The following is a 24,730-nucleotide window of genomic DNA, read 5'->3' on the forward strand; positions in this document are numbered from 1 at the left end:
CAATGCTTAAGCCTTTAAATCGATTGCTTTACCTATTTTTTTGCCTTGCGCTTTGTACAAGCTCAAGCGCGTTTGCGGTGCAAAAAGAATATGTGCTTAAAGCAGGCTTTTTATATAACTTTGCCCGCTTAGGGCAATGGCAATCTGCACCCGAAAACGGCTCCGACTTTTTAATTTGTAGCCCCGACAGCCAATTTATAGCAATAGCAAATGCCGCCCTAGAAAACAGAAAAGTACATAAACGCCACTTACGAAATAAACTAACTCCCCTCGAGGCAACTGCACTTGAGGGCTGTGATATAGTATTTATTACCGATAATACCTATAACATGTGGTTAGATGCCCACCCCGCGCTTAATTTAAAAAATACAATGATAGTTGGCGAAACAGATGGCTTTATAGCCGCACAAGGGCATATTCGATTTTTCCTTTCAAGTAGTAAGGTGCGCTTTGAAGTTGCCCCAAGCAAGCTTAAAAAAGCAGGCATTACTATGAGCTCAAAAGTGCTGCGCCTAGCACGTGTAGTTGAGGGGTAAATAATGACAAACTACTTCTCACTCAACTCAATGAGTAAAAAGCTGCTGTTTATTTTAATGAGTGTTGCGCTTATTTCTACCGCTACCGTTACTGCTGTTTTTAGCGCGTATGAGCTAAAAACCGCAAAACAAGAACAAACACAAAGCCTAAAATCACTCTCGCAAATATTAGCCCCCAATATTAGTACTGCTTTAATATTTTACGACACCGCCGCAATAAAAGAGCTGATTGAGCCGTTATTAATGCGCTCCGATATTGTATCGGTAGAAGTGATAAACAATTTTAGCCAACAACTTGCAAGCGTAACATCGCCTAAATACAGCCAAGAAAGCTCAGCCCCGCATACAATAGAAGTAAAAACACCATTAACAATTGACGCTCAACGCTACGGTACGCTGATTGTGCGCGCCGACGACAGTGACCTAAACGACAGAGCCGCTTTTTATGGCCGGTTTATTATTGTATTAATGATTTTTAGCTTTATTTTAAGTTTGCTTGTATCGCTAATGCTCAGAAAACGTTTTTTAAACCCCATTTTATATTTAGCACAAACAGCAGAGAAAATTACCTCATCTAACGACTATAGCCTACGTGCTAAAGAGCTTTCAAAGGACGAAGTGGGTAAGCTAACAAGCTGTTTTAATACCATGCTGCAAACTATAGAACAGCGCGACAACCTGCTAGAAAACCAAGTAAAACGCAGAACAAAAGAGCTCGAAAATGCCAATGTTCAGCTGCATCAATATGCCTATCAAGATGGCTTAACCGACCTACCTAACCGCCGTTATTTTTATGAGCACCTGCAACAGCTTGTAAGCACACCTGAACAACCATTTTCTTTGGTATTTATTGATTTAGATGGCTTTAAAGAAGTAAACGATAGCTTAGGCCACGACTTTGGTGATTTATTACTTCACGAAGTGGCTAAGCGACTTCGCCGCTGCTTAAAACAGCAAGACATAGTGGCGCGCTTAGGCGGTGATGAGTTTACCCTAATACTCAAAGGAATAAGTGATACAACAGCGGTTTCGCACATTGCACACGATGTAATGAAAAGCCTGACCCGAACAATAACCATAAAAAACGAACATGTGCAGGTAACCGCGAGTATAGGCGTGGCGTTTTTTCCGCATGATGGCATATCGGTCGAAACCTTAGTTAAACGAGCCGACCAAGCGATGTATTTGTCAAAAAGTAAGGGGCGAAACAGGTTTGAGTTTTTCTCATACGAAATGGAAGAACTGGCGATTGAAAAGCGCCGCCTTATAGAAGAAATACGCATTGGCTTAAATAACAACCAATTTGAACTTTACTATCAGCCAATATGGGACCCCCATTCACGTACGCTAAAAAAAGCAGAAGCGCTGATCCGTTGGAACCACCCAGAGCGAGGCATTATTGGCCCTGTCGAATTTATCGATATAGCAGAGCAAAATGGCTTGATAAAAGAGCTAGGCGAATGGGTTAAATCGCAAGCTGTTCGCGATGCGGTGCAGTTTAATAAACTAAGCTATACACCGGTGCAAATTAGTGTAAATACCTCACCTTTAGAAATTGATCGCGACGGTATTTGGGTTACCCAATGGGTAGAGGCGTGCAAACTTTATAATTTGCCACCTCATACAATATTAATTGAGATAACTGAAAACAGCTTAATGGACCCAGATAACGCGATTCAGCATCATTTAAAACGCCTTAATGCGCTTGATATAGACATTGCCATTGATGATTTTGGTGTTGGGTACTCATCGCTTGCGTACTTGCAGCAGTTAGACATTGATATACTTAAAATAGATCAATCGTTTATACAAAATATTGAAGCCAATAGCAGCAGTATAGCGCTAATTAAAGCCATTATTACTATGGCGCATAACTTAGGGGTAGAAGTGGTCGCCGAAGGGGTAGAAACACCAACCCAACAAGCACAATTAATCGCGCTGGGCTGTGATTACATTCAAGGCTACTTATATTCTAAGCCGCTTTCAAAGCAAGATTTTATAAATAGCCATCTGCAAATAAAAGCAACCGTTGAATAACCTACAACCAGCGCGGTACGGTTTGCTTATATTTTAGGTAGTCATTATTAAAACGCGTGACTAAATGCGCTTCTTCAACGGCTATTTGTTTATAAAGCGCATATAAGCCCACAGCAAGGCAAATTAAGCTAAATAAGCTTGGTAATGCTAAAAAGAACCCCAGCTGAGCAGTTGCCACACCGACATACATAGGGTTGCGCGAAAAACTATATAACCCGGTAGTTTTAAGTGTTTGAGGCCCATTTGGGTCTATACCCGAGCGCCAAAGTGACGCCATATGAAAATGAACAACCATACTGAGCAAAAAGCCCGCCGTGAGCATAATATTGCCAAACATAACACCCGGCCACCCATTTAAGGTATAAAACATACCTAAGTAGTTATCGGTGGCAGGCACAAACACACGCAGCACACACACAAACCATATAGCAGCTCTAAAAAACTTAAACGCCATATGATTCCACCAGCTAGTACAAAACTTAGCGCCAGGAAAAATAACACCCGCAGGCGTTGAACGATTTTTATAAATAATTCTAACGGTGTAAAACCCCGCCACAAACGTATAAAAAAGCGCTAAATACACACGCGTAAACTCGATTAGCGAAGCAGAATCATCTATAAACGGTTGGTAACTCATTAACCAATAACTTTTTATCCATCAAATATTAAACCATATTAGTATTCATGTAATTAAGAAACAACCCCTATACGAGCAGTGAATAAAGTTTAAATAAAATGAAGTAGCTCATGTAATTCATCAAACTCAATAAAGTGCTATTTAATACTATGAATTCGAAAAATGTTTAATTTCTCTTTATTTTTATATGAAGCTTTTTTTAAAGCCAATTAAATAAATAGATTTATCAAAATACCTGCGCTAGAGTTTATAGCAAGAGAGTAATTAATCAGCTGCTCTCTCCTCCATAGCTAAGCGCCTCAAAATTTTCAAAAGAGCGTACCCTGATTCTGTAAATATTAAATTTTTCTATAATAAGCTTACAACTTTTTGTGAGCTCATTAAGTATTTAGATAATTAAATTTATATGGAAATTTACTTATGAAACCAAAAAAGAAGTTAGCTCTAGTATTAAGTTGCTGTTTAATATTCAGCTTTAACTCGCTAAGCACCCAAATGAACCTTGACCCTAATAATGATGGTTTATACAGTGACCAAGAGCGCTACCAGCTATTAAATTTTTTAGCTAATGAATACCCCGAACTTGAAGGTAACTATGATGTTGATAATGACTCAAAAGTTACTATTTTAGAACAAACTCAAGGGCGTTTACCCTTATCTATGCGCATTCCTGAGCGCGCAATTTCAAGTGAGAAAAAAGTACCCTGGGCGCTAAACCTTTTCCCAGAGTGGCTTATGACTGCGTATTTTCAGGAGGATGCTCAAGTAGGTAAATTACCCAAACATTCTTCCCGGGGCACAATTATTGCCAATGCAACTCAAACTACAGACGCTTTGCAGCCTGTTAAAACGGACGCAAAAAAAGGGATTGAATTTTTAGAAAATACGGGAAGCTACTTTGCAGTTCCTGGCCAGCGTGATGCTAGGTGGAATTATAGATGGTGTATTTTTGTATTTAGAATTGATGCAGAGACAGGCAACGATGAAAAAACAACTCTTGTAGATATAAATCAAGGTAATGGATCGAATAAATCATCGCCCAAAATTTGGTATGACAAATCAAATGGGTTGAATATTCAATACGTTGGATTAAATAGTTTTGGGCTCGATAAGCGTATTATTACAACCAAAAATGAAGTTATCGCGGACGGTAAAACATGGAACGTGGTCGTAACAGGGATACGATATGGACAGCTTTTTGCTTCTGTAAATGGTGTATCGTTATCTACTGACACTGAGCAACCAGATCGATTTTCTGGACAATGGCTATATGAGCCGAGTTCCTACCTTGGAGATAAGAGCACCGGAAATATGGCTTGGGCTTACGACACTTTAGCTTTTGGCTTAACAGAACCTTCAGAAGCAATGGTTCGTAAAATGACAGGGTGGGCTGCACATCGCTCAGCTGCACTCGCTGATTCGACTAATAGCCAATTAAGTCCAATTGATTTACCAAACGACCACCCGTACAAAGATACTCGCCCGGTTATGGATAAAGAAGATTTTCCTTATAGATATATCCATGATGAACAGGAATGGACTGAATGGGGTAAATCAATTAGTCCTTCACAGGTTCGGGTAAATAGTGGTAACGAAAGAGTCGTGCCTGAAGGGTTTGAGAGAGTATTTTATGATGACTTTCGTCATGATAGAGTAAAACATAGTGCCAGTGGCGAGGCCGACCTATGGGCTGCCCCAGGTTTTAATCCTGCAGTCGGTGCGAGCGCTCAGCTCATTGCTCCTAATCGTACCTACAACGCTTATCCTCACGATAGTGATGACAAAATCCAAACGTTAGCGCTCATTAAAAAAAGTGACCGTTGGAGAGGGAGTGCTTTTTACAGTGTAAATGATCTGGGTCATGGTTACACTTGGAGCGGGCCGAAAGTATTTAGGATACGGTATATGCTTCCCAAAGTAGCCCAAAGTGACTTACCAGGTGGGTTATTCCCAGCTTTTTGGTCGTACAACCCTGACTTTTTATTTTGGCGAACTGCTAACCGTATTGAAGTGGACTGGTTTGAACTCGACGGCCTTAATGGTCAGTGGTTAAATGGCTTGTCTTCACATTATCATTATACTGCTGTAAAAAATATTTTTGCCAAGCAATCCTCAAGTTATAAGAGTTACAAAGCTTATTGGGGGGAATTGACAGAGCAAAAAAGTAATATTGAAGGTGGAATGGAGTTTTGGGATGGCGAATACCACACTTGGGAGTTTATTGTTGATACTGACATGACGTATATCAATGTTACTATTAGTGATGACTCAGGTAATGAAAAGTGGGTAGAAGTTGGGCGTGTCCCCACCCCTGCAACGTACTTACAAAGGCTAGATATACAATTAGACTATGCTCTAAAATCACATAATGGTAACCCAACAACAGAGCAAGAAAACTTTAACATTGATTTTATTGAGGTTTTACAAAAAACCTCAGAAATCGAAAAGCTCCCAGAGCCATTTCTAGCGAGACCAAAGATCGTCGGGGATGCCCTTGCAGGAAACACAGTTGAATGCCAAGCAAACATTCAAGGCGTTAAAGATGTTCGTTATTACTGGTTTGCAAGTGGTTACCCACTAACGTACACGGTAAAAAACACCTTCGAATTGACCAATGAATTTGTTGGAGACGAAATTCGCTGTATGGTGAAAGCTGTTGGAGCCCTTAACATGCCTGAGGCATGGTCTTCGAGCGTTACCATAGAGCAGAGTAATTTTTCTAAAACGCTAGATAATATACTGCGCCCAATCAGATCTATTTTTGCCGACAATAGTTCTATTAATGAATAGCAAAATGGCAACCTAAGCCTAGTATAACGGGCTTAGGTTGCTCCTTTAAAAACTATAATTTATACCCGCGTAGTAGCGCCTACCTGAGTAACTTGAACTTAATAAACGCGCATCGCTATCATCACCTAAACGCGTAACAGTTTCCGATTTAGTTAAGTTAATAACAGAAGCTGTTAAACTTAAGCCATCAGATATATTAATGGCGGCATTTACATCAACTTGCTCGTAAGGGTCTTGGTATACATTTAAACCGCTGTTTAAGCCAAGTACTGTTTCGCCGCGTTTATTGTACGACGCGCGAAGAGTAAAGTACTCGCCTTCGTAATAAGCGGAGGTGTTGTATTGGTATTTAGCGCTTCCAATTAATGGCGATTGGCCAAATTCTTCACCATTTACACTCACATCGGCTTTATTGGTTTTGTTATAGGTGTAATTAGCATAAAAGCCAAAACCACCTGCAAATGCATGTTGAATAAATACTTCAGCCCCTTTTGATACCGCATCGGTGCCATTGCCCACTGTGCTGTATGGCGCAACGGTAATTACACCGCTGTCTACTATATTTTCTTTGCCTGCAAACTCTTGCTGCATATCGATTACCAGCGGCACAACAAAGTTATCAACCTTTTTATGAAACAGCGCTAACCCCAATGCAGAGCCCTCGGCGTAATAATATTCAATAGATAAATCGGCCTGCACTGATTCAAAAGGTTTTAAATTTTTATTACCGCCACTACCACTAAAACCTGCAAGTTCGTTGAATGCGGCTCTGTCTTCTGCCCATTCATTTGATACAAACGTAATACGCTGCTGCGAGCCTAAATCGCTGTAATCTGGTCGCGCCATCACTTTAGCAATAGCGCCTCTAATTACTAAATCGTCGGTGGCATCCCACGCTATGTTAAAGCTTGGCAGAATTTGTGTATCGGTATTTTTTTGTGTAACCAACTGATAGTCTTCTACAAAACGCGCATCGCCAGTTACCGGCTCGCCTGTTTCATCATTGGTGTGATCAAGTTGATAAGTATATAAATCGGTAGAAGAGGTTAAGGTTTTAGTTTGTACTACGCGCACACCTAAATTACCTCTTACTTCACTAAATTCAAAATCGCCTTGAATGTAAAACGCTGATATTTTTTCTTCAATATCGTATACAAAGTTATCTTCTATGCGGGTATAAGGCGTGTAGTTATCGGTTACTAAATCTCGGTATTTATCCCAATCTATGCTGGGCATTTGGTTTATATTAAACCCGCCAACTATATTGGTTTGATTAATAAACACATCCTCGGCAAGTGGCATACCGCCATTCCATTGGTAGCTATCAAATTGCGTTATACCTTGCTCGCTCGCTTCACCTGCAGCAATATCAAAGTTAGGATCTAAAAAAAACGTATTACCGGTCTCGCGGTGTAAATTGGCATGGCGATATTTAGCCCCGGTTCTAATCGTTTTTAAAAACCCCCAATCAACATAAAAGTCGATGTCGGCTTGATAATAATCCTCTTCGAGTTCGCTGCGCACAAAGCTTGAATTTGACGAACCAGCATCACGCCCGCCGCCCAAGCCACTTTGCAAGTTAGCTAATGTGTTGGGATCAATACTCAGCGATACATTATTTTCATTTAAAGACCACGCTGCGCTTTGCGATGCGTTTTGAATAACGGTTTCGTTTTCACCGGCGTTTGAGCTTTTATAAGCGGCTTCCCAGCTTTCTTCAGGGCCGCCCTCAGATTGAGTGTTACCAATAACAAAGCGGGCTTTAAAGCTATCGCCTTCATAGGTTAAATTAAAATCGATAGTATCGGAAGTAGACTCTTCTCGTACATAACTGCCACGCATCCACGGAAATTGCATATCGTTTTCAACACCGCTAGCACTGGCATTGTATTGCATACCCGTTGCAATGGTGCCTGTTTCATCCAAGTTTACTGCGGTTAAAAAATCAGGATTGAGTGACCACTCAGGAGTATCAATGACTGATTCGGTTCTGTCTTGCCCGAGTGTAAAACCAAAGTAGTTAAACCCTAGCTCTAAGCGATTAGTTGGGCGCCATTGTGTACTAAATTGAATACCTTCACGCTCACGTTTTTCATTAAGCACAGAGCCACGTACAACTTGCGGAAACCACACGCCATCATAACGATTACCGCTGGCATCACTTATCGTATCCCACCCGTTATTGTTATCAACGGCATTACCATTAATATCAGTAGGTTGACCGCCACCCGTGTAACGCCATACATTTGCATCGGTGCTGCCTGTTAAAGTGCGATTAGTACGCTCTTGATAGGTATAACCCACTAATACGCCAAAGGTGTCGTCGTCATTTTTCCACGAATATAAGCCACTAAATTGCGGCTCGTACTCTTTTGTCACATCGGCGTAAGTAGATTCAACGTTAAATACACCTGAGTTTGCCTCCATGCTTAAAGGCTTGCGGCTATGCATTAATACTGTGCCGCCCACGCCGCCTTCATCTAAACGCGCTTCTGGCGATTTATACACTTCTACGCTTTCTATCATGGCAGAAGGCAGTAAAGTGTAATCGAACGAGCGAGAAGGCTCCCCGGGTGATGAGGCTATAAAATTGCCATTAAGCTGAGTAAATGTAAGCTCAGATGATAAACCACGAATACTCACCGATGCCCCTTCTCCGCCATCGCGTTCAATAACAACGCCAGGTACTCGCTGCAACGAATCCGCTACATTTTTATCAGGAAATTTGCCAATATCTTCGGCCGTAATTGCATCCACCACAGAGCCAGACATACGCTTAACATCTAAGTTCTCAGCCATGCTTGAGCGTATGCCCCGTACCTCAATTACTTCCATATTTTTTTTAAGCAGTGTTTTAGCGTTTTGTGAGGCAGCATCATCAGCTAAGCTAAACGGGCTTGAGGTAATAAGTGATGCGCAAAATAAAGATTTGTATACTTTAGATAAAGGGTAATGACGTAGGCAATTAATCATTTTTTACAGCTATTCCATTTAAATTGCTTAGGCTAAGCAAATCAGTGATCCATTAGCGTATTGCAGTACGTAATGGCAAATTGCTGCAAAGTTTACATGGCGAAACTTAATGTATTGTTAACGCTTGGCTTAATTTAGTCTCAACTGTGGTTAAAAAATAACTCACACCTCACTATTTATTCTTATTAGGGTTTATGCGCCCGTTTTTAAGCTATTTTTAATGCTACCTAAAGTGGAAATAACCCCTTGTTATAAAAATATTACCCGCCGCTTTACTTAACCTAAACTCCGGTTAAGAGACTTACTAACAAATTAAATTACAGTGATAGTTAAATTTATTTTCTCTAGCCAGAGATAGGTTTATTACCCACAGTTCAAATTACTTAATATGTGCCGGTACGCATTCTTGTTAAAGCAAAAAACCGCTTTCGCGGTTTTATTTTATGCTTGTTGTTTAAACGTATTTACTCAATCAGTTATTAGAGTTTAATTGGCTGGTAAATTGGCCCACCGCATTAACCACTTTTTGGGCTCCATCTTGAATTTCTGCCATAACCTCACCCGACTCTTTAGAAAGAGCTAAACCTTGCTCTGCTTTTTCTTTGCCTTGCTCAATAACCGCTACCGTACTTTGAGTTTGTGACTGATTACGCTGCACCACTTCCACAATTTCTTCTGTTGCTTTTGACGTTCTTGACGCTAAATGCCTTACTTCATCAGCAACCACAGCAAACCCGCGCCCTTGCTCTCCTGCACGCGCAGCCTCTATTGCAGCATTGAGTGCAAGTAAGTTGGTTTGCTCGGCAATACTACTTATGCTTTGTACTATGCTGGCTATTTGTTGAGATTGTTGATCCAGCGCCGAAATTTCGTTAGCTGCTTGCTCCATGTTTACAGCCAGCTCGTTCATAACAGATACGGTTTCTTGTAATACGCAGCTGCCACGCTCTGCGGTTTTATCTGTTTCTGTAGAGGTGCCATAGGCTATTTCGGCTGCTTGCGAAATAGCAATTTCACGGTTTACTTGCTCAGTAATTACGGTGGCAAATTTCATTACCTTATAAAGCTGATCCGCATCATTCGAAATAGGGTTGTAGGTGGCTTCTAACCAAATTACATTGCCATATTTATCTATGCGTTTAAACCTGTCAGCAATAAATTGGCCTTGCCTAAGCTTGCTCCAAAACTGTTGGTATTCAGCCGAATTAGCTTCTTCGGTTTCACAAAACACCCGGTGATGCTGGCCAATTATTTCTGATTCACTGTACCCCATGGCTGACAAAAACTGATCGTTTGCCGTCAACACATGCCCCTGTAAATCAAATTCAATCACAGCCATAGAGCGATAAATCGCTTTTATTGTGTCGCTTTGTTCACGAGAGGTTGTAATGGTTTTAGTAAGTACGGTGCCAAACACCGAAAAATATAATAACTGATTTTGCTCACCCACCACTGGGTGCACAATTAATCTTAGCCACTCTGCATTGCCATCTTGGCGAACAAATTCAATAGCCCCACTCCAGTGCCCTTCTTTTTGGAATGCTTTTTCAAGTTCTTCGTATTCAGGTGATAACCGCGACTGATCAGCAATAAAATCGCCTAGCTGATTATTTGTTAAATTATCTTCGTTATAACCTAATGCGTTTAAAAAGTTATCGTTAGCATGCGAAATTCGCCCATCATAAAGTACATTAAGTACCAGCATTTCTTTGTAAAGCCCTTCCCACACTTGCTCTAAAGGGTACAACTGAGCTTTTAAAGCGGCTATTTCGTTTTGCTTACCTTTTGAAAAAAACATTAATTTCCCTACCAAAAAACACTAAATCAAGTTACTTCCAGTATAGGAGGTATTAATGATAACGCGATAATTAATAAGTAATTTAAGCTAATTTTTTGCTAAATTTGTAAGCATATGTTCCTTATTATGTGCTCAGCCTTCACTTTCAACTAGGTTTACATACTTTTGTGCGAGTTGCTCAAGTGACTCCCTATTTAAAGGATCGCTTTTAATGCAATTAATAGGGCACACTATGACACACGTTGGTTTATCGTAATGCCCCACACATTCAGTGCACTTATCTGGGTCTATTTGGTAGATTTCTTCTCCCATAAAAATCGCGCTGTTGGGGCACTCATCTACACATACATCACAGTTAATGCACTTGTCATTTATAAATAGTGCCATGCTAGCGCTTACTCACTTGCTACTTTTTTATAGGGGTTGCGGGTATCTTGGTGCTCATCTAAATTGCGCATTAATATTGCGTGCTCTAAATTAATGCGTGTATCTAATCGAATTTTAACGTGATGCCCAGAGCCTTTTGCATCACTAATACTTTCGCCCTTTTTGTTTTGCATGTATTCAAGTTCAAAAATAATGTTCCCTTGTGGTGTCATCAGTTCAAGTGAGTGGCCTGTGCAAAATTTATTTTTTACCTCTATTTCAACTAAACCATCAGCATGGCGCCCTATTACTTCCCCAACAAATTGCTGCTTAGTTGATACAGAGTGACCGTATTCATAGTTTTGATAATCTTGGTGGGCATGGCGCTTTAAAAAGCCTTCGGTGTAGCCTCTATGCGCTAAGTTCTCAAGTGTTTTAAATAAGTGAGTATCGAATGGTTTACCCGATGCCGCATCATCTATGGCTTTACGGTATACTTGCGCGGTGCGCGCTACGTAATAAAACGATTTTGTCCGCCCTTCTATTTTTAAACTATGTACACCCATTTTTGTTAACTGCTCTACGTATTGTACGGCGCGTAAATCTTTTGAATTCATAATATACGTACCATGTTCATCCTCAAATGCAGGCATATACTCACCAGGGCGACCTTGTTCCTCTAACATAAATACTTCGCTACTTGACGCACCTTCACCAAGAGTAGGAATAACTTGGTTCGGATCAATTTTATGCACCATCTCACCCGTTTCGTTTTCAACGCCTGGTTTTACATCGTAATTCCAGCGGCAGGCATTCGTGCAGGTGCCTTGGTTAGGGTCGCGCTTGTTAATATAACCCGAGAGCAAACAGCGCCCAGAATACGCCATACACAGCGCACCATGCACAAATACTTCAAGTTCGGTGTCTGGGCAAAGCGTACGTATTTCTTTTATTTCTTCAAGCGAGAGCTCGCGGGATAAAATAACCCGCTCAATACCTTGTTTTGCCCAAAATTGAACACTTGCATAATTAACTGCATTTGCTTGCACCGATAGGTGAATAGGCATAGCTGGCCACTTTTCACGAACAAGCATAATGAGCCCAGGATCTGACATAATCAGCGCATCGGGGCCCATAGCAATCACTGGTTCTATATCACGTAAATACGATTTAACCTTTGCGTTATGCGGAGCAATATTTGAAACCACATAAAACTTTTTATTTTGCGCATGGGCTTCATTAATCCCTATTTGTAATGTCTCTAAATCAAACTCATTATTACGTACCCGCAAACTGTAGCGAGGCTGGCCGGCGTAAACAGCATCAGCTCCATATGCAAAGGCGTAGCGCATGTTTTTTAAACTCCCCGCAGGGGATAACAGTTCTGGAATAAAAGAAGTTACAGAAGAAACAGCTGGCATATGCGCTCCATACAGCTAACCGAGTACACGTCGGTTACATGATTAATTAATTTACAAGCGCGGCATTATAAATGCGCCAAACATTGTGCTTTTGATCAAGATCATAAAACTGCAACCAAACTGGTTTTTAATAAAATTAGGTTTTTTCAATTAAAACGCGTATAATTCGCGCCCGTAAATATTCACACTTTTATTTAAAAATTATTGGAGCATAAAGATGGCTTTAGAGCGTACTTTCTCAATCGTAAAACCTGATGCAGTAGCAAAAAACCACATCGGCGCAATCTACAACCGTTTCGAAACTGCGGGTCTTAAAATCGTTGCAGCTAAAATGGTTCACCTTTCAAAAGAGAAAGCAGAAGGTTTCTACGCAGAGCACAGCGAGCGTCCTTTCTTCGGTGCTTTAGTATCTTTCATGACATCTGGTCCAGTAATGGTTACCGTTCTTGAAGGCGAAAACGCTGTTCTTAAAAACCGCGAAATCATGGGTGCTACTAACCCAGCTGAAGCACTAGCAGGTACTTTACGTGCAGACTACGCTGATAGCATCGACGAAAACGCTGTTCACGGTTCTGACGCTGTTGAATCTGCTGCTCGCGAAATCGCGTACTTCTTCGCTGACGAAGAGCTTTGCCCACGTACTCGTTAATTCGAGTTTTACAGTTAACGCTGTAATGCAAAGTAAGAAAAGGGCTTTCGAGCCCTTTTTTAGTCATTACGTAAAGTATCCTTAAGTGCATTTTTGATATTTTACTTAATGATTAAAGTGGGTGAATTGTGTACAATTCGCCCTTGTAAATTTTATCTCCACCGTCACCGATTGAGGTTGTTTCATGACCGAGCAAAAAAAGATTAACTTATTAGATTTAAACCGAGATGCAATGCGCGAGCTATTTGTATCATTCGGTGAAAAGCCATTTCGTGGCGACCAGGTGATGAAATGGATTTATCATTTTGGCGTTGATAACTTTGACGACATGAGCAACGTTAATAAAAAGCTTAAAGAAAAGCTTAAAAACGAATGCGAAATTGTTGCGCCAGAAATCTCTGTTCGCCAGCAAGCAAGCGACGGCACAATTAAGTACGCATTAGTGCTTGATGGCGGCCAAGAAGTTGAAGCTGTATGGATCCCAGAAAAAGACCGCGCCACTTTGTGTGTATCTTCGCAAGTGGGTTGTGCCCTTGAGTGTACGTTTTGTTCAACTGCGCAACAAGGCTTTAACCGTAACCTTAAAGTGTCTGAAATTATTGGCCAAGTTTGGCGTGTAGCTAAAGACATAGGCCTTGATGGCAATAGCGAAAAACGCCCAGTTACCAACGTAGTAATGATGGGTATGGGCGAGCCTCTACTTAATATTAAAAACGTAGTGCCGGCGATGGAACTTATGATGGACGACTGGGGCTTTGGCTTATCTAAGCGCCGCGTCACATTAAGTACCTCAGGGGTTGTACCTGCGCTTGATTTATTAAAAGAAAAAATAGACGTAGCACTTGCTATTTCACTTCACGCTCCCGATAACGCTCTGCGTGACGTACTTGTACCAATTAATAAAAAGTACCCAATTGAAGAGTTTTTAGCCGCGTGTCGTCGTTATATCGATGGCTCTAAAGCAAATAAAGACGTGACCATTGAATACGTTATGCTAAATGGCGTTAACGACAGCACCGACCAAGCCCATGAGCTGGTTAAAACGCTTAAAGGTACACCTTCTAAAGTTAACCTTATTCCGTTTAACCCGTTCCCGGGTAACGAATACACACGCTCTAGCAACAGCCGTATTGACCGTTTTTCTAAGGTTTTACAAGCTGCGGGTATTACGTGTATTGTGCGCCGTACTCGTGGTGACGATATTGACGCCGCCTGTGGGCAATTAGCCGGCGATGTTGTTGACCGTACTAAACGTATGGCGAAAAAGAAAATGCGCGACGATAACGCCATTAGTGTAAATATCCAGCAGGCGTAATCTGTAACCACCCTGCGTAAATAGCTTATGCAGGGTGGTTAAGTTGTTTATTTTTAAATAAATGATGCAACACTAAGGGTTTTAGGTAAGATAGACGCTATGGATAGAAAAACAGAGACAAGGTAATGCGATCTTTACTTGCTTTAACACTTTCAACACTAGCCCTTAGCGGATGTGTAAGTGAAAGTAGTTATAACGGCAGTGACAAACCCGTCGTCGAAAACAAAATCAATAATGCAGGCGCAGCACGCACTCGTATCGCCCTCGCTTTACAATATTTAGAAACAGGCAACAACTCGCAAGCAAAGTACAACCTTGAGCGAGCTATAGAATTTGCCCCTAATCTGCCTGAAGTACATTACTCTCTTGCTTATTATTACCAACAAGTAGGCGAAAAAGAGCGTGCCGATAAAGCCTATCAAAAAGCACTAGCAATTAAGCCTGACGATCCGAATACGCTTAATAACTACGGTGTGTTTTTATGTAGCATTGAAGAGTATGATCGCGCAACCGATCAGTTTTTAAAAGCAATTGATATTCCAAGCTATATACGCGTTGCCGAAAGCTACGAAAACCTTGCATTATGTGCCATTGAATTTAACGACTTTGAAAATGCAGAGAGTTACTTTAAACAAGCACTTAATCACAGCTCGCAACGTACATCGACCCTAATAAGCTTAGCCGCCCTTTTTTATGCTAAAAGCGATTTGCATAAAGCCAGCGAAGTACTAAAGCGCCATGACGACACCGGCCGTGTCTCTGCACGGGCTTTATTGCTTGGTTATTTAATTAAGCAGCGAATGGGCAGAATAGAAGAAGCAGAAAAAATTGCCGCCACCATAATGCAAACTTATCCGACAAGTAAGCAAGCCTATGCTATTCGCGATAATCGTACCAAACAAACTGAGTTTGAAATACTGCGCGAAAAATACCGTAAAGCGCAGCTTGAAGAGCTTCAAGAGCAGTACGGCGAAGAGCAAATTAGTGTTGAGCAACCACAAATTAAAATTATTCGTAAAAAACGCCCAACTACCGATAATTCGACCAGCTTAATTTCCTCAGGGGTTGAGCCTTCAAGCTCAGTATTAAATGAGACGCCAAGCGCGCAGGCAACCATCGCCGCTGTAAACAAACAAAAAAGCGTAGCTGAGCAAAGTGATGACGCTAACACTCTCACGCCAGCCCCACAACCCGCGCAAACTAAAGTAGTTACAACAACTAAAGCAGTAGTGCCAGCTGCGGCAGCGGCTCCAACCGTAAAAAATACTGCCCAGATGCCTGAAATTAACAAAGAACAACCTGCCCAAGAGGTAAACAAGCCTACACCTGCAGAGTCTAAAACAGATACCGCAGCCGTGCTTATGGCATTAACAACGGATCACCCAGCGCAACACACGTCTAAAACCAAAGCTGAGCCGCCAAAAACTGCCGCTACACAAACAGCTAAAGAGGATGACGAAGTAAAAATAATTTCATTTGGCGCACCAAAACAAGCTAACTTTAATACTCCACAAAATGCACGTTCTGCTGCAAATGGCCCACAGAATACGGGCTTAAATAATGCGGTTGTATTTTACGAGGCTAAAAAAGACAGTGCTGTATTTAGTGGTAATTCATACAGCTACAACCAAGACATTACACTCAAAAACTATCAACCAAGTGTAAAACAAGTGCCACCAATGCTTAATCCAAAAGTCCCCCCCTTAAAGGTGCCTTTTCATATTATTGAGTTTGGTGAAAACCTATTTAGCATTTCAGTGCGATACAATGTTAAACTACAAAAACTCCTGCAGTGGAATGGTCTAAAGGAGTCGGATCGTGTTATCAACGGAAGTAAAATTTATTTAAACGATCCTAATATTTATTACGAGATTAAAGCTGGCGATACCCTTTACGACATAGCTACCCAGCGGCATGTATTAATTGATGAATTAATGCGATGGAATAAATTAAGCCCAGATATAGAACTTACACCTGGGCACAGACTATTACTAGTGGATCCAAATTCGTACCTATTATGACAGAAGAAACTACGCAACAAAGCGATGAGCCAAGTGTTGGGCAACTATTAAAAGCGCACAGAGAGCAGGCTAATGTAAGCTTAGAGTCACTTACTGGCCCACTTAAGCTTTCTATTTCTCAGTTACAACGCTTAGAAAGCGATCAGTACCAAACGTTAGGCCCTATTACCTTTGTAAAAGGCTACATTAAAAACTATTGCCGTGAACTACACGTCGATAGCGCCCCTATATTAGCTAGATTGCCTGCACCGCCTGAGCCTACAAAGCCGGCTAACATGCAAAGCTTTTCGCGCCGCACAGAAAAAGAAGCCCACGACAGCCGCCTAATGCTGGTGAGCTACATTATTTTAGCCATTGTTATTGGCTCATCTGCCTTATGGTTTTGGCAAAATGCCACCCCTATCGATGAGCAAACAAGCACAATCAATATTGAAAATTCAATTTTAGATAACCAGCAAACTAACAACGCGCTAAATAACGAAAGTCAGAACACCTCACAGATGCAAGCAACGCAGGCTGTTGAGCGCACACCGGCGGTGATGCCTATAAGCGCTGAACAAGTCCCCTTAAGTGAAGCCGTTAATGCCACGGCGCCTATTGCCGCTGACACCCAAGCAGCCACTAACGAGCCCGACACGCAAAGTAACACCAGTACAATTAACATGGTGTTTAACGATGAGAGCTGGGTAGAAATACACGATGGCGAGGGTGAGCGCATTGCATTTGGCGTAAAAAAAGCAGGCTATAAAATGGCTGTAAGCGGTACCCCGCCTTTTTCAGTTGTGCTAGGTAAGCACGACGTAGTTAGTGTTTCTCTAAACGGCGAACCAGTTGATATCTCTGGTTATCCTAAAAATCGTTTAGCCAAATTTAAATTACCATTAGCAGAGTAGTCGCTATGTTTTCAGAATCTCCAATTAAACGCAGAAAATCAACCCGCATCAATGTAGGCAACGTGCCTATTGGTGACGGAGCCCCTATTGCCGTGCAGTCGATGACCAATACCGACACCCTAGATATAGATGCCACGGTTGCGCAAATCCAAGCAATACAAGATGCCGGCGCCGATATAGTGCGTGTATCTGTACCAACAATGGATGCTGCAGAAGCGTTTAAAAGTATAAAAGAGCAAGTTAGTATACCGCTTGTAGCCGATATTCACTTTGATTACCGCATAGCGTTAAAAGTGGCAAAATACGGCGTAGATTGCCTGCGCATAAACCCAGGGAATATAGGTAGTGAAGAGCGCATTAGAGCTGTTGTAGACTCAGCGCGCGAGCATAATATTCCTATTCGTATTGGTGTAAATGGCGGCTCATTAGAGCGCGACTTACAAGAAAAATACGGCGAGCCAACACCCGAGGCATTACTCGAATCAGCAATGCGCCATGTAGATATATTACGTCGCCTTGATTTTGATCAGTTTAAAATATCCGTAAAAGCGTCAGACGTATTTTTAGCGGTAGGCGCATATCGTTTACTGGCTAAAGAAATAGATCAGCCATTGCATTTAGGGATCACTGAAGCTGGCGGCATGCGCTCAGGTTCGGTAAAATCAGCTGTTGGCCTTGGTATGCTACTTGCTGAAGGTATTGGTGATACGCTGCGTGTATCGCTTGCTGCCGATCCAGTACAAGAAATAAAAGTAGGCTTTGATATTCTAAAATCGCTGCGTATACGCTCACGCGGTATTAACTTTATTGCCTGCCCTAGCTGCTCACGCCAAGAATTTGATGTAGTGAGCACCATGAACCAGCTTGAAGAACGCCTTGAAGATGTGGTTGAGCCAATGTCTGTTTCAGTAATTGGTTGTGTCGTTAACGGCCCAGGTGAAGCACTAGTAAGTGATATTGGCCTAGCCGGTGCAAATCGTCGCTCAGGTTTATACATTAACGGCGAACGCCAAAAAGTACGTATAGATAACAACAACATTGTTGACCAACTTGAAGGCTACGTGCGCGACTTTATTGCTCAAAAAGAGCAGCAAACACCTATCGACGTTAAAATAGTCGAATAAATACCGCATAAAGCGCCAAACAGCGGTGTTTGGCGTTTACCTTTATAGCTAAAACGCTATAATGTCAGGTCAATTTTTAGCATTCTTGTTGTGTAAGCATTTTTTTATTACACATAAACAGTAATTAGGATTTATCAGTGGCAAAACAAATTCAGGCAGTTCGCGGTATGAACGATTGTCTGCCGGGCGACACGCAAGTTTGGCAGAAAGTAGAAAACATTTTACGCGAGACAGTGGCATCGTTCGGTTATCAAGAAATTCGTTTTCCTATTGTAGAATCAACCGATTTATTTAAACGCTCTATTGGTGAAGTAACCGATATAGTAGAAAAAGAAATGTACACTTTTGCCGATCGTAACGGCGATTTGCTAACACTTCGCCCAGAAGGCACCGCAGTATGTGTACGTGCAGGTAACCAAAATGGTTTACTGTACAACCAAGAGCAACGCCTCTGGTACATGGGCCCAATGTTTCGCCATGAACGCCCGCAAAAAGGTCGTTACCGTCAGTTTCACCAATTTGGTTTAGAAACATTTGGTATTGCCACAGCCGACATAGACGCAGAAGTTATTTTATTAACAGCCCAATTATGGAAAGCGTTTGGCATTAGCGAGCACGTACGTTTAGAGCTTAACTCGCTAGGATCTAACGAAGCGCGCGCCGATTACCGCGATGCACTGGTTGCCTACCTTGAACAACATACCGACGTGCTTGACGAAGACTCAAAACGCCGTATGTATTCAAACCCATTACGTGTACTTGATAGCAAAAATCCAGACGTGCAAGCAATCTTAGTGGATGCACCTAAATTGTCTGAGCATTTAGATGCTGAATCAAAAGAACATTTTGCAAATTTATGTGAACGTTTAGACGCAGCTGGCGTCATATACACGGTTAATGAAAAGTTAGTACGTGGTTTAGACTACTATAACCGCACCGTGTTTGAATGGGTAACAGATAGCCTTGGCGCACAAGGTACAGTATGTGCCGGCGGACGCTACGATGGCTTAGTAGAGCAACTTGGCGGTAAAGCCACCCCAGCGGTAGGTTTTGCAATGGGCCTAGAGCGTTTAGTGCTGTTACTCCAAGCACTTGAGTGTGTAGGTGACATTCGCCGCAATGCTGATGTATATTTAGCGGCAATGGGCGACAAAGCAAGCATTCAAGCCCCAGCCATTGCAGCTCAATTGCGTAGCGACGTGCCAGGTTTACGCGTTATGGTGCATGCTGGCGGCGGTAACTTTAAAAAACAACTAAAACGAGCTGATAAAAGCGATGCACTAGTGGCTGTTATTATCGGCGAAGATGAATTAGAAAAAGGCGTTGTGACCATCAAATATTTACGTGAACGTAAAGAGCAAGTCACACTAGAATTAGAACAAGCTAAAGCGCTATTAGCTGAGCTTATCAATAGCTAAGCTAACTTAAGAGGTAATAATGGACATTTATTCAACAGAAGAACAACAAGCAGAAGCCATTAAGCGCTTTTTTCGCGAAAACGGTATTTCACTTGCGCTAGGTGTAATTGTGGGTTTAGGCGGATTATACGGCTGGAAAGCCTACAACCAAAACCAAATTACAACGGCTGAGCAAGCGTCTGACGAATATACAACACTTGTACAAAGTGACGATGTACTTGGCGCGGCCGATACATTCATTAAAAACAACCAAGACACAAGCTATGCAACTTTAGCCGCTTTTGTTGCGGCAAAAGACGCTGTTGATGCAAAAAAATTAGACTTAGCTAGCGAAAAACTAAGCTGGATTGTTACAAACGCCCAAAGCGAAGAGCTTAAAGCCATCGCAATTACGCGTTTAGCCCGTATTCAACTTGCGCAAAGTAAGTTTGACGAAGCTCTAAGCACCTTAAACTCGCCACTACCAGAGGCATACAGCGCCAATGTAGCAGAACTTAAAGGCGATATTTACATTGCGCAAGGTAATAAAGACCAAGCTCGCTCTGCATACCAAGCAGCGGCTGAAGCAGCGGGCTCAGCAACAAACCCTTTATTACAAATTAAATTAGACGACCTAGCAGTAACTAGCCCAGCGGCATAAGGTTTTAGGTATGAAAAAAATAACAACAGCAACGCTCGCACTATGTATGGCAACACTTATGGGTTGCTCATCAAGTGATGACGAAGACGAGTTAGTACTTCCTGAAATTGTTAATCAGTTTGAAACAGAGGTAGTGTGGCAAGAGTCGGTTGGCAGTGGTGTAGAGCATTATTTTTCTCGCTTATCGCCTGCTGTTTACAAAGACACTATTTATGTAGCCAGCCGCGAAGGCCAAATTGAAGCGCTGTCGCTTACTAATGGCGATACACTATGGGAAACCGACATACGTGAAGACGTATCGTTTTGGCCATGGTCAGATAACGGCACTGCAAAATTATCAGGCGGTATACTACAAGCTTATGGTAAAATTTACGTAGGCTCTGAGCACGGCTTTATTATTGCGCTTGACCGTGAAACCGGTGAAGAAGTATGGCGTAAAAATGTACCTGGCGAAGCGCTGTCTAAACCAGCCGCAGGCGATGGCCTAATTTTTGTAAACTTAGGCTCGGGTAAATTATTAGCACTTCACCCAGATACAGGCGAAGAGCGCTGGAACTTTGAGCAAGAAGTCCCCCCGCTTACATTACGTGGCCAAAGCTCGCCAACTGTAGCAAACGGTGGGGTGTTACTGGGCCTAGAAACAGGCAAACTAAGTGTGCTTATTTCAGAAAGCGGCTACTCAGCATGGAGCGCAGAAATTGCCGTTGCTAAAGGCGCATCAGAATTTGAGCGTTTAGTGGATGTAGACACGCAACCTATTATTAGCGGTCCTTACGCATATGCTATTGCATATAACGGTAACCTAGCAGCAGTAGATATTCGCTCAGGTAATGTTGTATGGAAACGTGAATACAGCAGCTATCGCGAAATAGCGATGGATGCCCAAACTATTTACCTAGTAGATAGCGAAGGCGTAATTTACGCATTAGATAAAAATTCAGGTATTGAACGTTGGAGCCAACCCGCTCTGCGTGGTTGGTACCTGACAGGCCCTGCAGTAGCAGGTAGCCATTTAGCTTTAGGTGACCAAGAAGGTAACCTTCATTGGTTAAACAAAGACACTGGCGAGTTAGTATCTCGTGAAGAATTTGACAGCTCGGGCTTTTTTGTAGAGCCAGTTGTAGCCGACGACAAGCTAATTTTATACACCCGTGATGGTGAAGTCAGCGCGGTTACAATACCGAACTAACTAGCTAACACTTAAAGGTTTTTTGTAAGGCTTCGCACTGCGAAGCCTTTTGTTGTTTTTTAAAGAGGTAGTTTATGCTTCCCGTGATCGCTCTAGTTGGGCGACCCAATGTGGGCAAATCCACATTATTTAACCGTTTAACACGTACTCGTGATGCACTCGTAGCCGATTTTCCAGGTTTAACACGAGATAGAAAATATGGCCAAGCTAATTACGATGGCTATGAATTTATCGTGGTAGACACGGGTGGTATTGATGGCTCCGAAGAAGGCATCGAAACCGAAATGGCTGATCAGTCATTACTCGCCATTGAAGAAGCCGATATTGTGCTGTTTTTAGTTGATGCCCGCGTAGGCATGACCGTAGCCGACCAAGCCATTGCAAATCACTTGCGAAAGCAAGAGAAAAAGTGCTTTGTGGTTGCCAACAAAACAGACGGCATTGACGCCGACTCAAACTGTGCTGAATTTTACCAATTATCATTAGGTGAAGTACATCATATCGCGGCAGCCCATGGCCGTGGTATAACACTGTTGCTTGAACAAACGCTACAACCTGTAATTGCAGAGCTTGCCGCGCTTGACGAAGACGTTGCTGATGATGACGAAGAATTAATCGACCTTTATCAAGAAGCCGAAGGCGACGATACAGACCATCAAGCGTTTGCCGATAAACCAGTAAAACTGGCTATTATTGGTCGCCCTAACGTAGGTAAGTCTACACTTACAAACCGTATACTTGGTGAAGAACGCGTAATTGTATACGATATGCCAGGCACCACCCGCGACTCTATTTATATTCCGATGACCCGTAACGACAAAGAATATATTTTAATAGATACCGCAGGAGTTCGTAAGCGTAAAAAAGTAAGCGACGTAGTTGAAAAGTTCTCAGTAATTAAAACGCTTCAAGCCATTGAAGATGCAAACGTTGTACTACTTGTTGTTGATGCTCGCGATGGTATTTCTGATCAAGACTTAAGTCTATTAGGTTTTGCGCTTAACTCAGGGCGTTCATTAGTTATTGCTGTGAACAAATGGGATGGGCTTGATGATTACGTTAAAGACCGTATTAAAACAGAGCTTGATCGCCGTTTAGGTTTTATTGACTTTGCACGCTTACACTTTATATCTGCGCTTCATGGTACAGGTGTTGGTCACTTATTTGAATCGGTTGATGAAGCGTACGAGTCAGCAACTAAACGTATTAGCACCGCAATGCTACGCCGTATTATGGACATGGCACAGGCCGATCACCAGCCGCCACTTGTTCGTGGTCGTCGTGTTAAGCTTAAATACGCGCATGCCGGTGGTTATAACCCGCCACGTATTGTAGTTCACGGTAACCAAGTTCACGATTTACCAGATAGCTACAAACGCTACCTGATGAACTACTACCGTAAAGCACTTAAAATTATGGGTACCCCAATCAAAATTGAATTTAGAGAAGGTGATAACCCATTTGCAGGGCGTACTAACAAAGTAACCCTTTCGCAAAAACGTAAAATTCGTGCCTTTGCTAAAGAAAACCGTAATAAATAAACTGCATAAGCATTAATTTATTTCAAAAAAAACGGCGTACTTTTTAGTACGCCGTTTTTTATGCTTTATACCAATTAGCTTAATTGAGTAATTTATTTTGAGGCTTGGTATTAAAGATTAAGTAATGCCAATTGCACCAGCCGCTCAACCGTGGTGTCTTGGCTATTTTTAGGCGCTTTGGGGTAATACTTAGATTTTGGCGGCTTAATAGATATAAACCCATGATTGGTTGCCATTTCGTGGGCTAACAGTTTTCGCTCTTTGGGGGTTAAATGGTTTTCGTGTATTTTTGCAAGCTCCCCGCTATCAAGCCATATGCCAGCGCAACCTGGGCACTCGTCTATCTCAACCACTTTGAGCGGTGAAAAAAACCGGCGCATCATCACCACTTTTTTGCACTTTGGGCAATTAATTCGTTGCGATACATCGTATTCACTCTCGCTATATTCACCCAAGTACTTAAGTAGCACTTGGCCATGCTTTAACTCAGGCGAGCTAAACTTAAAAATTTGGCTGTTATCAAAAAATACGCCGCCTTGTGCTGACGTGTAAACAGTAATCCCGCCAATTAATAACGGCTCAAGAGAGGTATTTGTGCGTGGGCATAACATTCTAAAATCCTTTTATTTTAATACTTAACTTACAATACTTTACTCAAGTGCTTTATGAATAAGCCCAACAAGCGGTGGTGGCAATGTAATATGTCCAGCCAATACAAACTCATGTGCTTCGTCTGACATTTTTTGCCAAGTACGGCGAATAATCCCTATCCATTTCAGCTCATCGTAATCAGGCTTGCTATTAGCAAACCCGAGCATGTAATGCTCAATAAATACAAGGCTAGCTACATCTTCTACTAATTGGCTGTCGGGGTTACGTTTAATATTCTTTTTAGCAACTGCATCGTACACTCTGTTTTGCTCAGCCTCACCGTACCCAGCTTGCTGCATAAGCGCTACAACACTACTTGCATGAAATATATAAAGTGCACTGCGCCACTGATGATAGCCCTGCTTATTCATTGCAAAGTCACTACGCGGCGACTTCCAGCGCTGAATATGCTGCCCACGCACTGCAATTTGCATAAGCTCGTCAGCATCGGGGTTAAAACGGCTAAGCATGTCGCTCATTCGCTGTGAGTATAAATACTCTTTTGGAACACTCTCCCCATTAAATTGCTCAGTGTTTGGGTCTTGGTTGTTAGCTTCATCAATTAGGGCGATTACTTTATTAAACATGGCGGTCATTTTTTATAATAAGTTTTAATTATTCTAAACGCTGATAAAACAATAAACTAGTGCGCCAATCAGTTATGCAGTGAAATTTGTTCAATCAAAAATAAAACCACTAAATATGGGCTGTAAAAGTGAGCGCATTGATTC

General features: G+C 42.0%; 19 protein-coding genes. 12 read left to right on the forward strand and 7 right to left on the reverse strand.

The genetic code is table 11. The features are described from left to right. Window positions 1-2 precede the first annotated feature (2 nt). Together PSH50_RS14770 and PSH50_RS14775 are read left to right on the forward strand one after the other, a co-directional pair. Window positions 3-536 (forward strand): YfiR family protein, encoded by a 534-nt coding sequence (locus PSH50_RS14770; RefSeq protein WP_095206797.1) that lies wholly within the window; start codon window positions 3-5, stop codon window positions 534-536. Window positions 537-539: 3 nt separating this feature from the next. Next, a complete protein-coding gene (locus PSH50_RS14775) occupies window positions 540-2,573 on the forward strand; it encodes an EAL domain-containing protein (RefSeq protein ID WP_273586889.1) in 2,034 nt (677 codons plus the stop codon). A 1-nt stretch (window position 2,574) separates the two neighbouring features. On the opposite strand, the gene PSH50_RS14780 is transcribed toward PSH50_RS14775, so the two are convergent. Then, window positions 2,575-3,210, reverse strand: a complete 636-nt coding sequence (locus PSH50_RS14780; RefSeq protein ID WP_273586888.1) for an isoprenylcysteine carboxylmethyltransferase family protein — start codon at window positions 3,208-3,210, stop codon at window positions 2,575-2,577. 420 nt (window positions 3,211-3,630) lie between these two features. Between PSH50_RS14780 and PSH50_RS14785 the strand changes: the two genes are divergently transcribed. Beyond that, the gene (locus PSH50_RS14785) at window positions 3,631-6,000 is read left to right on the forward strand and encodes a hypothetical protein (protein ID WP_273609813.1); all 2,370 of its coding nucleotides are present in this window, start codon (window positions 3,631-3,633) and stop codon (window positions 5,998-6,000) included. 45 nt (window positions 6,001-6,045) lie between these two features. Here the strand turns inward: PSH50_RS14785 and PSH50_RS14790 are convergent, their stop codons facing one another. The 4 genes from PSH50_RS14790 to yegQ form a co-directional block, all read right to left on the reverse strand. Next, window positions 6,046-8,973: a TonB-dependent receptor gene (locus tag PSH50_RS14790; RefSeq protein WP_273586886.1), complete on the reverse strand. Its 2,928-nt coding sequence runs from the start codon at window positions 8,971-8,973 to the stop codon at window positions 6,046-6,048. A gap of 472 nt (window positions 8,974-9,445) precedes the next feature. Further along, window positions 9,446-10,771 (reverse strand): PAS domain-containing methyl-accepting chemotaxis protein, encoded by a 1,326-nt coding sequence (locus PSH50_RS14795; protein ID WP_248451909.1) that lies wholly within the window; start codon window positions 10,769-10,771, stop codon window positions 9,446-9,448. Window positions 10,772-10,903: 132 nt separating this feature from the next. After that, on the reverse strand, window positions 10,904-11,158 hold the full coding sequence (locus PSH50_RS14800; RefSeq protein ID WP_273586885.1) for a YfhL family 4Fe-4S dicluster ferredoxin: 255 nt from the start codon (window positions 11,156-11,158) through the stop codon (window positions 10,904-10,906). 8 nt (window positions 11,159-11,166) lie between these two features. Further along, the gene (gene yegQ / locus PSH50_RS14805) at window positions 11,167-12,558 is read right to left on the reverse strand and encodes a tRNA 5-hydroxyuridine modification protein YegQ (RefSeq protein WP_273586884.1); all 1,392 of its coding nucleotides are present in this window, start codon (window positions 12,556-12,558) and stop codon (window positions 11,167-11,169) included. Between the two features lie 217 nt (window positions 12,559-12,775). Here yegQ and ndk point away from each other — a divergent pair, with 217 nt between their 5' ends. The 9 genes from ndk (at window position 12,776) to der (ending at window position 23,348) form a co-directional block, all read left to right on the forward strand. Further along, window positions 12,776-13,207 (forward strand): nucleoside-diphosphate kinase, encoded by a 432-nt coding sequence (ndk, locus tag PSH50_RS14810; RefSeq protein ID WP_004586996.1) that lies wholly within the window; start codon window positions 12,776-12,778, stop codon window positions 13,205-13,207. A gap of 184 nt (window positions 13,208-13,391) precedes the next feature. Continuing rightward, window positions 13,392-14,522 carry a bifunctional tRNA (adenosine(37)-C2)-methyltransferase TrmG/ribosomal RNA large subunit methyltransferase RlmN gene (locus PSH50_RS14815; protein WP_004586995.1) on the forward strand — a complete coding sequence of 377 codons (1,131 nt, stop codon included), beginning with the start codon at window positions 13,392-13,394 and terminating at the stop codon, window positions 14,520-14,522. Window positions 14,523-14,647: 125 nt separating this feature from the next. Further along, complete coding sequence (gene pilW, locus PSH50_RS14820; RefSeq protein ID WP_273586883.1) at window positions 14,648-16,543, forward strand: type IV pilus biogenesis/stability protein PilW; 1,896 nt, start codon at window positions 14,648-14,650, stop codon at window positions 16,541-16,543. Further along, window positions 16,540-17,436, forward strand: coding sequence for a RodZ domain-containing protein (locus PSH50_RS14825; protein ID WP_273609814.1), 897 nt, complete (start codon window positions 16,540-16,542; stop codon window positions 17,434-17,436). The genes pilW and PSH50_RS14825 overlap by 4 nt, the downstream gene beginning before the upstream one ends. 5 nt (window positions 17,437-17,441) lie before the next feature. Beyond that, window positions 17,442-18,560: a flavodoxin-dependent (E)-4-hydroxy-3-methylbut-2-enyl-diphosphate synthase gene (ispG, locus tag PSH50_RS14830; protein ID WP_273609815.1), complete on the forward strand. Its 1,119-nt coding sequence runs from the start codon at window positions 17,442-17,444 to the stop codon at window positions 18,558-18,560. 137 nt (window positions 18,561-18,697) lie between these two features. Next, window positions 18,698-19,978 (forward strand): histidine--tRNA ligase, encoded by a 1,281-nt coding sequence (gene hisS, locus PSH50_RS14835; RefSeq protein ID WP_138542385.1) that lies wholly within the window; start codon window positions 18,698-18,700, stop codon window positions 19,976-19,978. Window positions 19,979-19,997: 19 nt separating this feature from the next. Then, window positions 19,998-20,618 carry a tetratricopeptide repeat protein gene (locus tag PSH50_RS14840; RefSeq protein ID WP_138542386.1) on the forward strand — a complete coding sequence of 207 codons (621 nt, stop codon included), beginning with the start codon at window positions 19,998-20,000 and terminating at the stop codon, window positions 20,616-20,618. Window positions 20,619-20,628: 10 nt separating this feature from the next. Further along, on the forward strand, window positions 20,629-21,807 hold the full coding sequence (gene bamB / locus PSH50_RS14845) for an outer membrane protein assembly factor BamB (RefSeq protein WP_055016096.1): 1,179 nt from the start codon (window positions 20,629-20,631) through the stop codon (window positions 21,805-21,807). Between the two features lie 74 nt (window positions 21,808-21,881). Beyond that, window positions 21,882-23,348 (forward strand): ribosome biogenesis GTPase Der, encoded by a 1,467-nt coding sequence (gene der / locus PSH50_RS14850; protein WP_273586880.1) that lies wholly within the window; start codon window positions 21,882-21,884, stop codon window positions 23,346-23,348. Between the two features lie 110 nt (window positions 23,349-23,458). On the opposite strand, the gene PSH50_RS14855 is transcribed toward der, so the two are convergent. Then, complete coding sequence (locus tag PSH50_RS14855; RefSeq protein WP_138542387.1) at window positions 23,459-23,959, reverse strand: zf-TFIIB domain-containing protein; 501 nt, start codon at window positions 23,957-23,959, stop codon at window positions 23,459-23,461. Between the two features lie 39 nt (window positions 23,960-23,998). Next, the gene (locus PSH50_RS14860; RefSeq protein WP_273586879.1) at window positions 23,999-24,586 is read right to left on the reverse strand and encodes a DUF4202 domain-containing protein; all 588 of its coding nucleotides are present in this window, start codon (window positions 24,584-24,586) and stop codon (window positions 23,999-24,001) included. Window positions 24,587-24,730 lie beyond the last annotated feature (144 nt).

The organism is Pseudoalteromonas sp. Angola-7 (assembly GCF_028599255.1).
Taxonomy (GTDB): domain Bacteria; phylum Pseudomonadota; class Gammaproteobacteria; order Enterobacterales; family Alteromonadaceae; genus Pseudoalteromonas; species Pseudoalteromonas atlantica.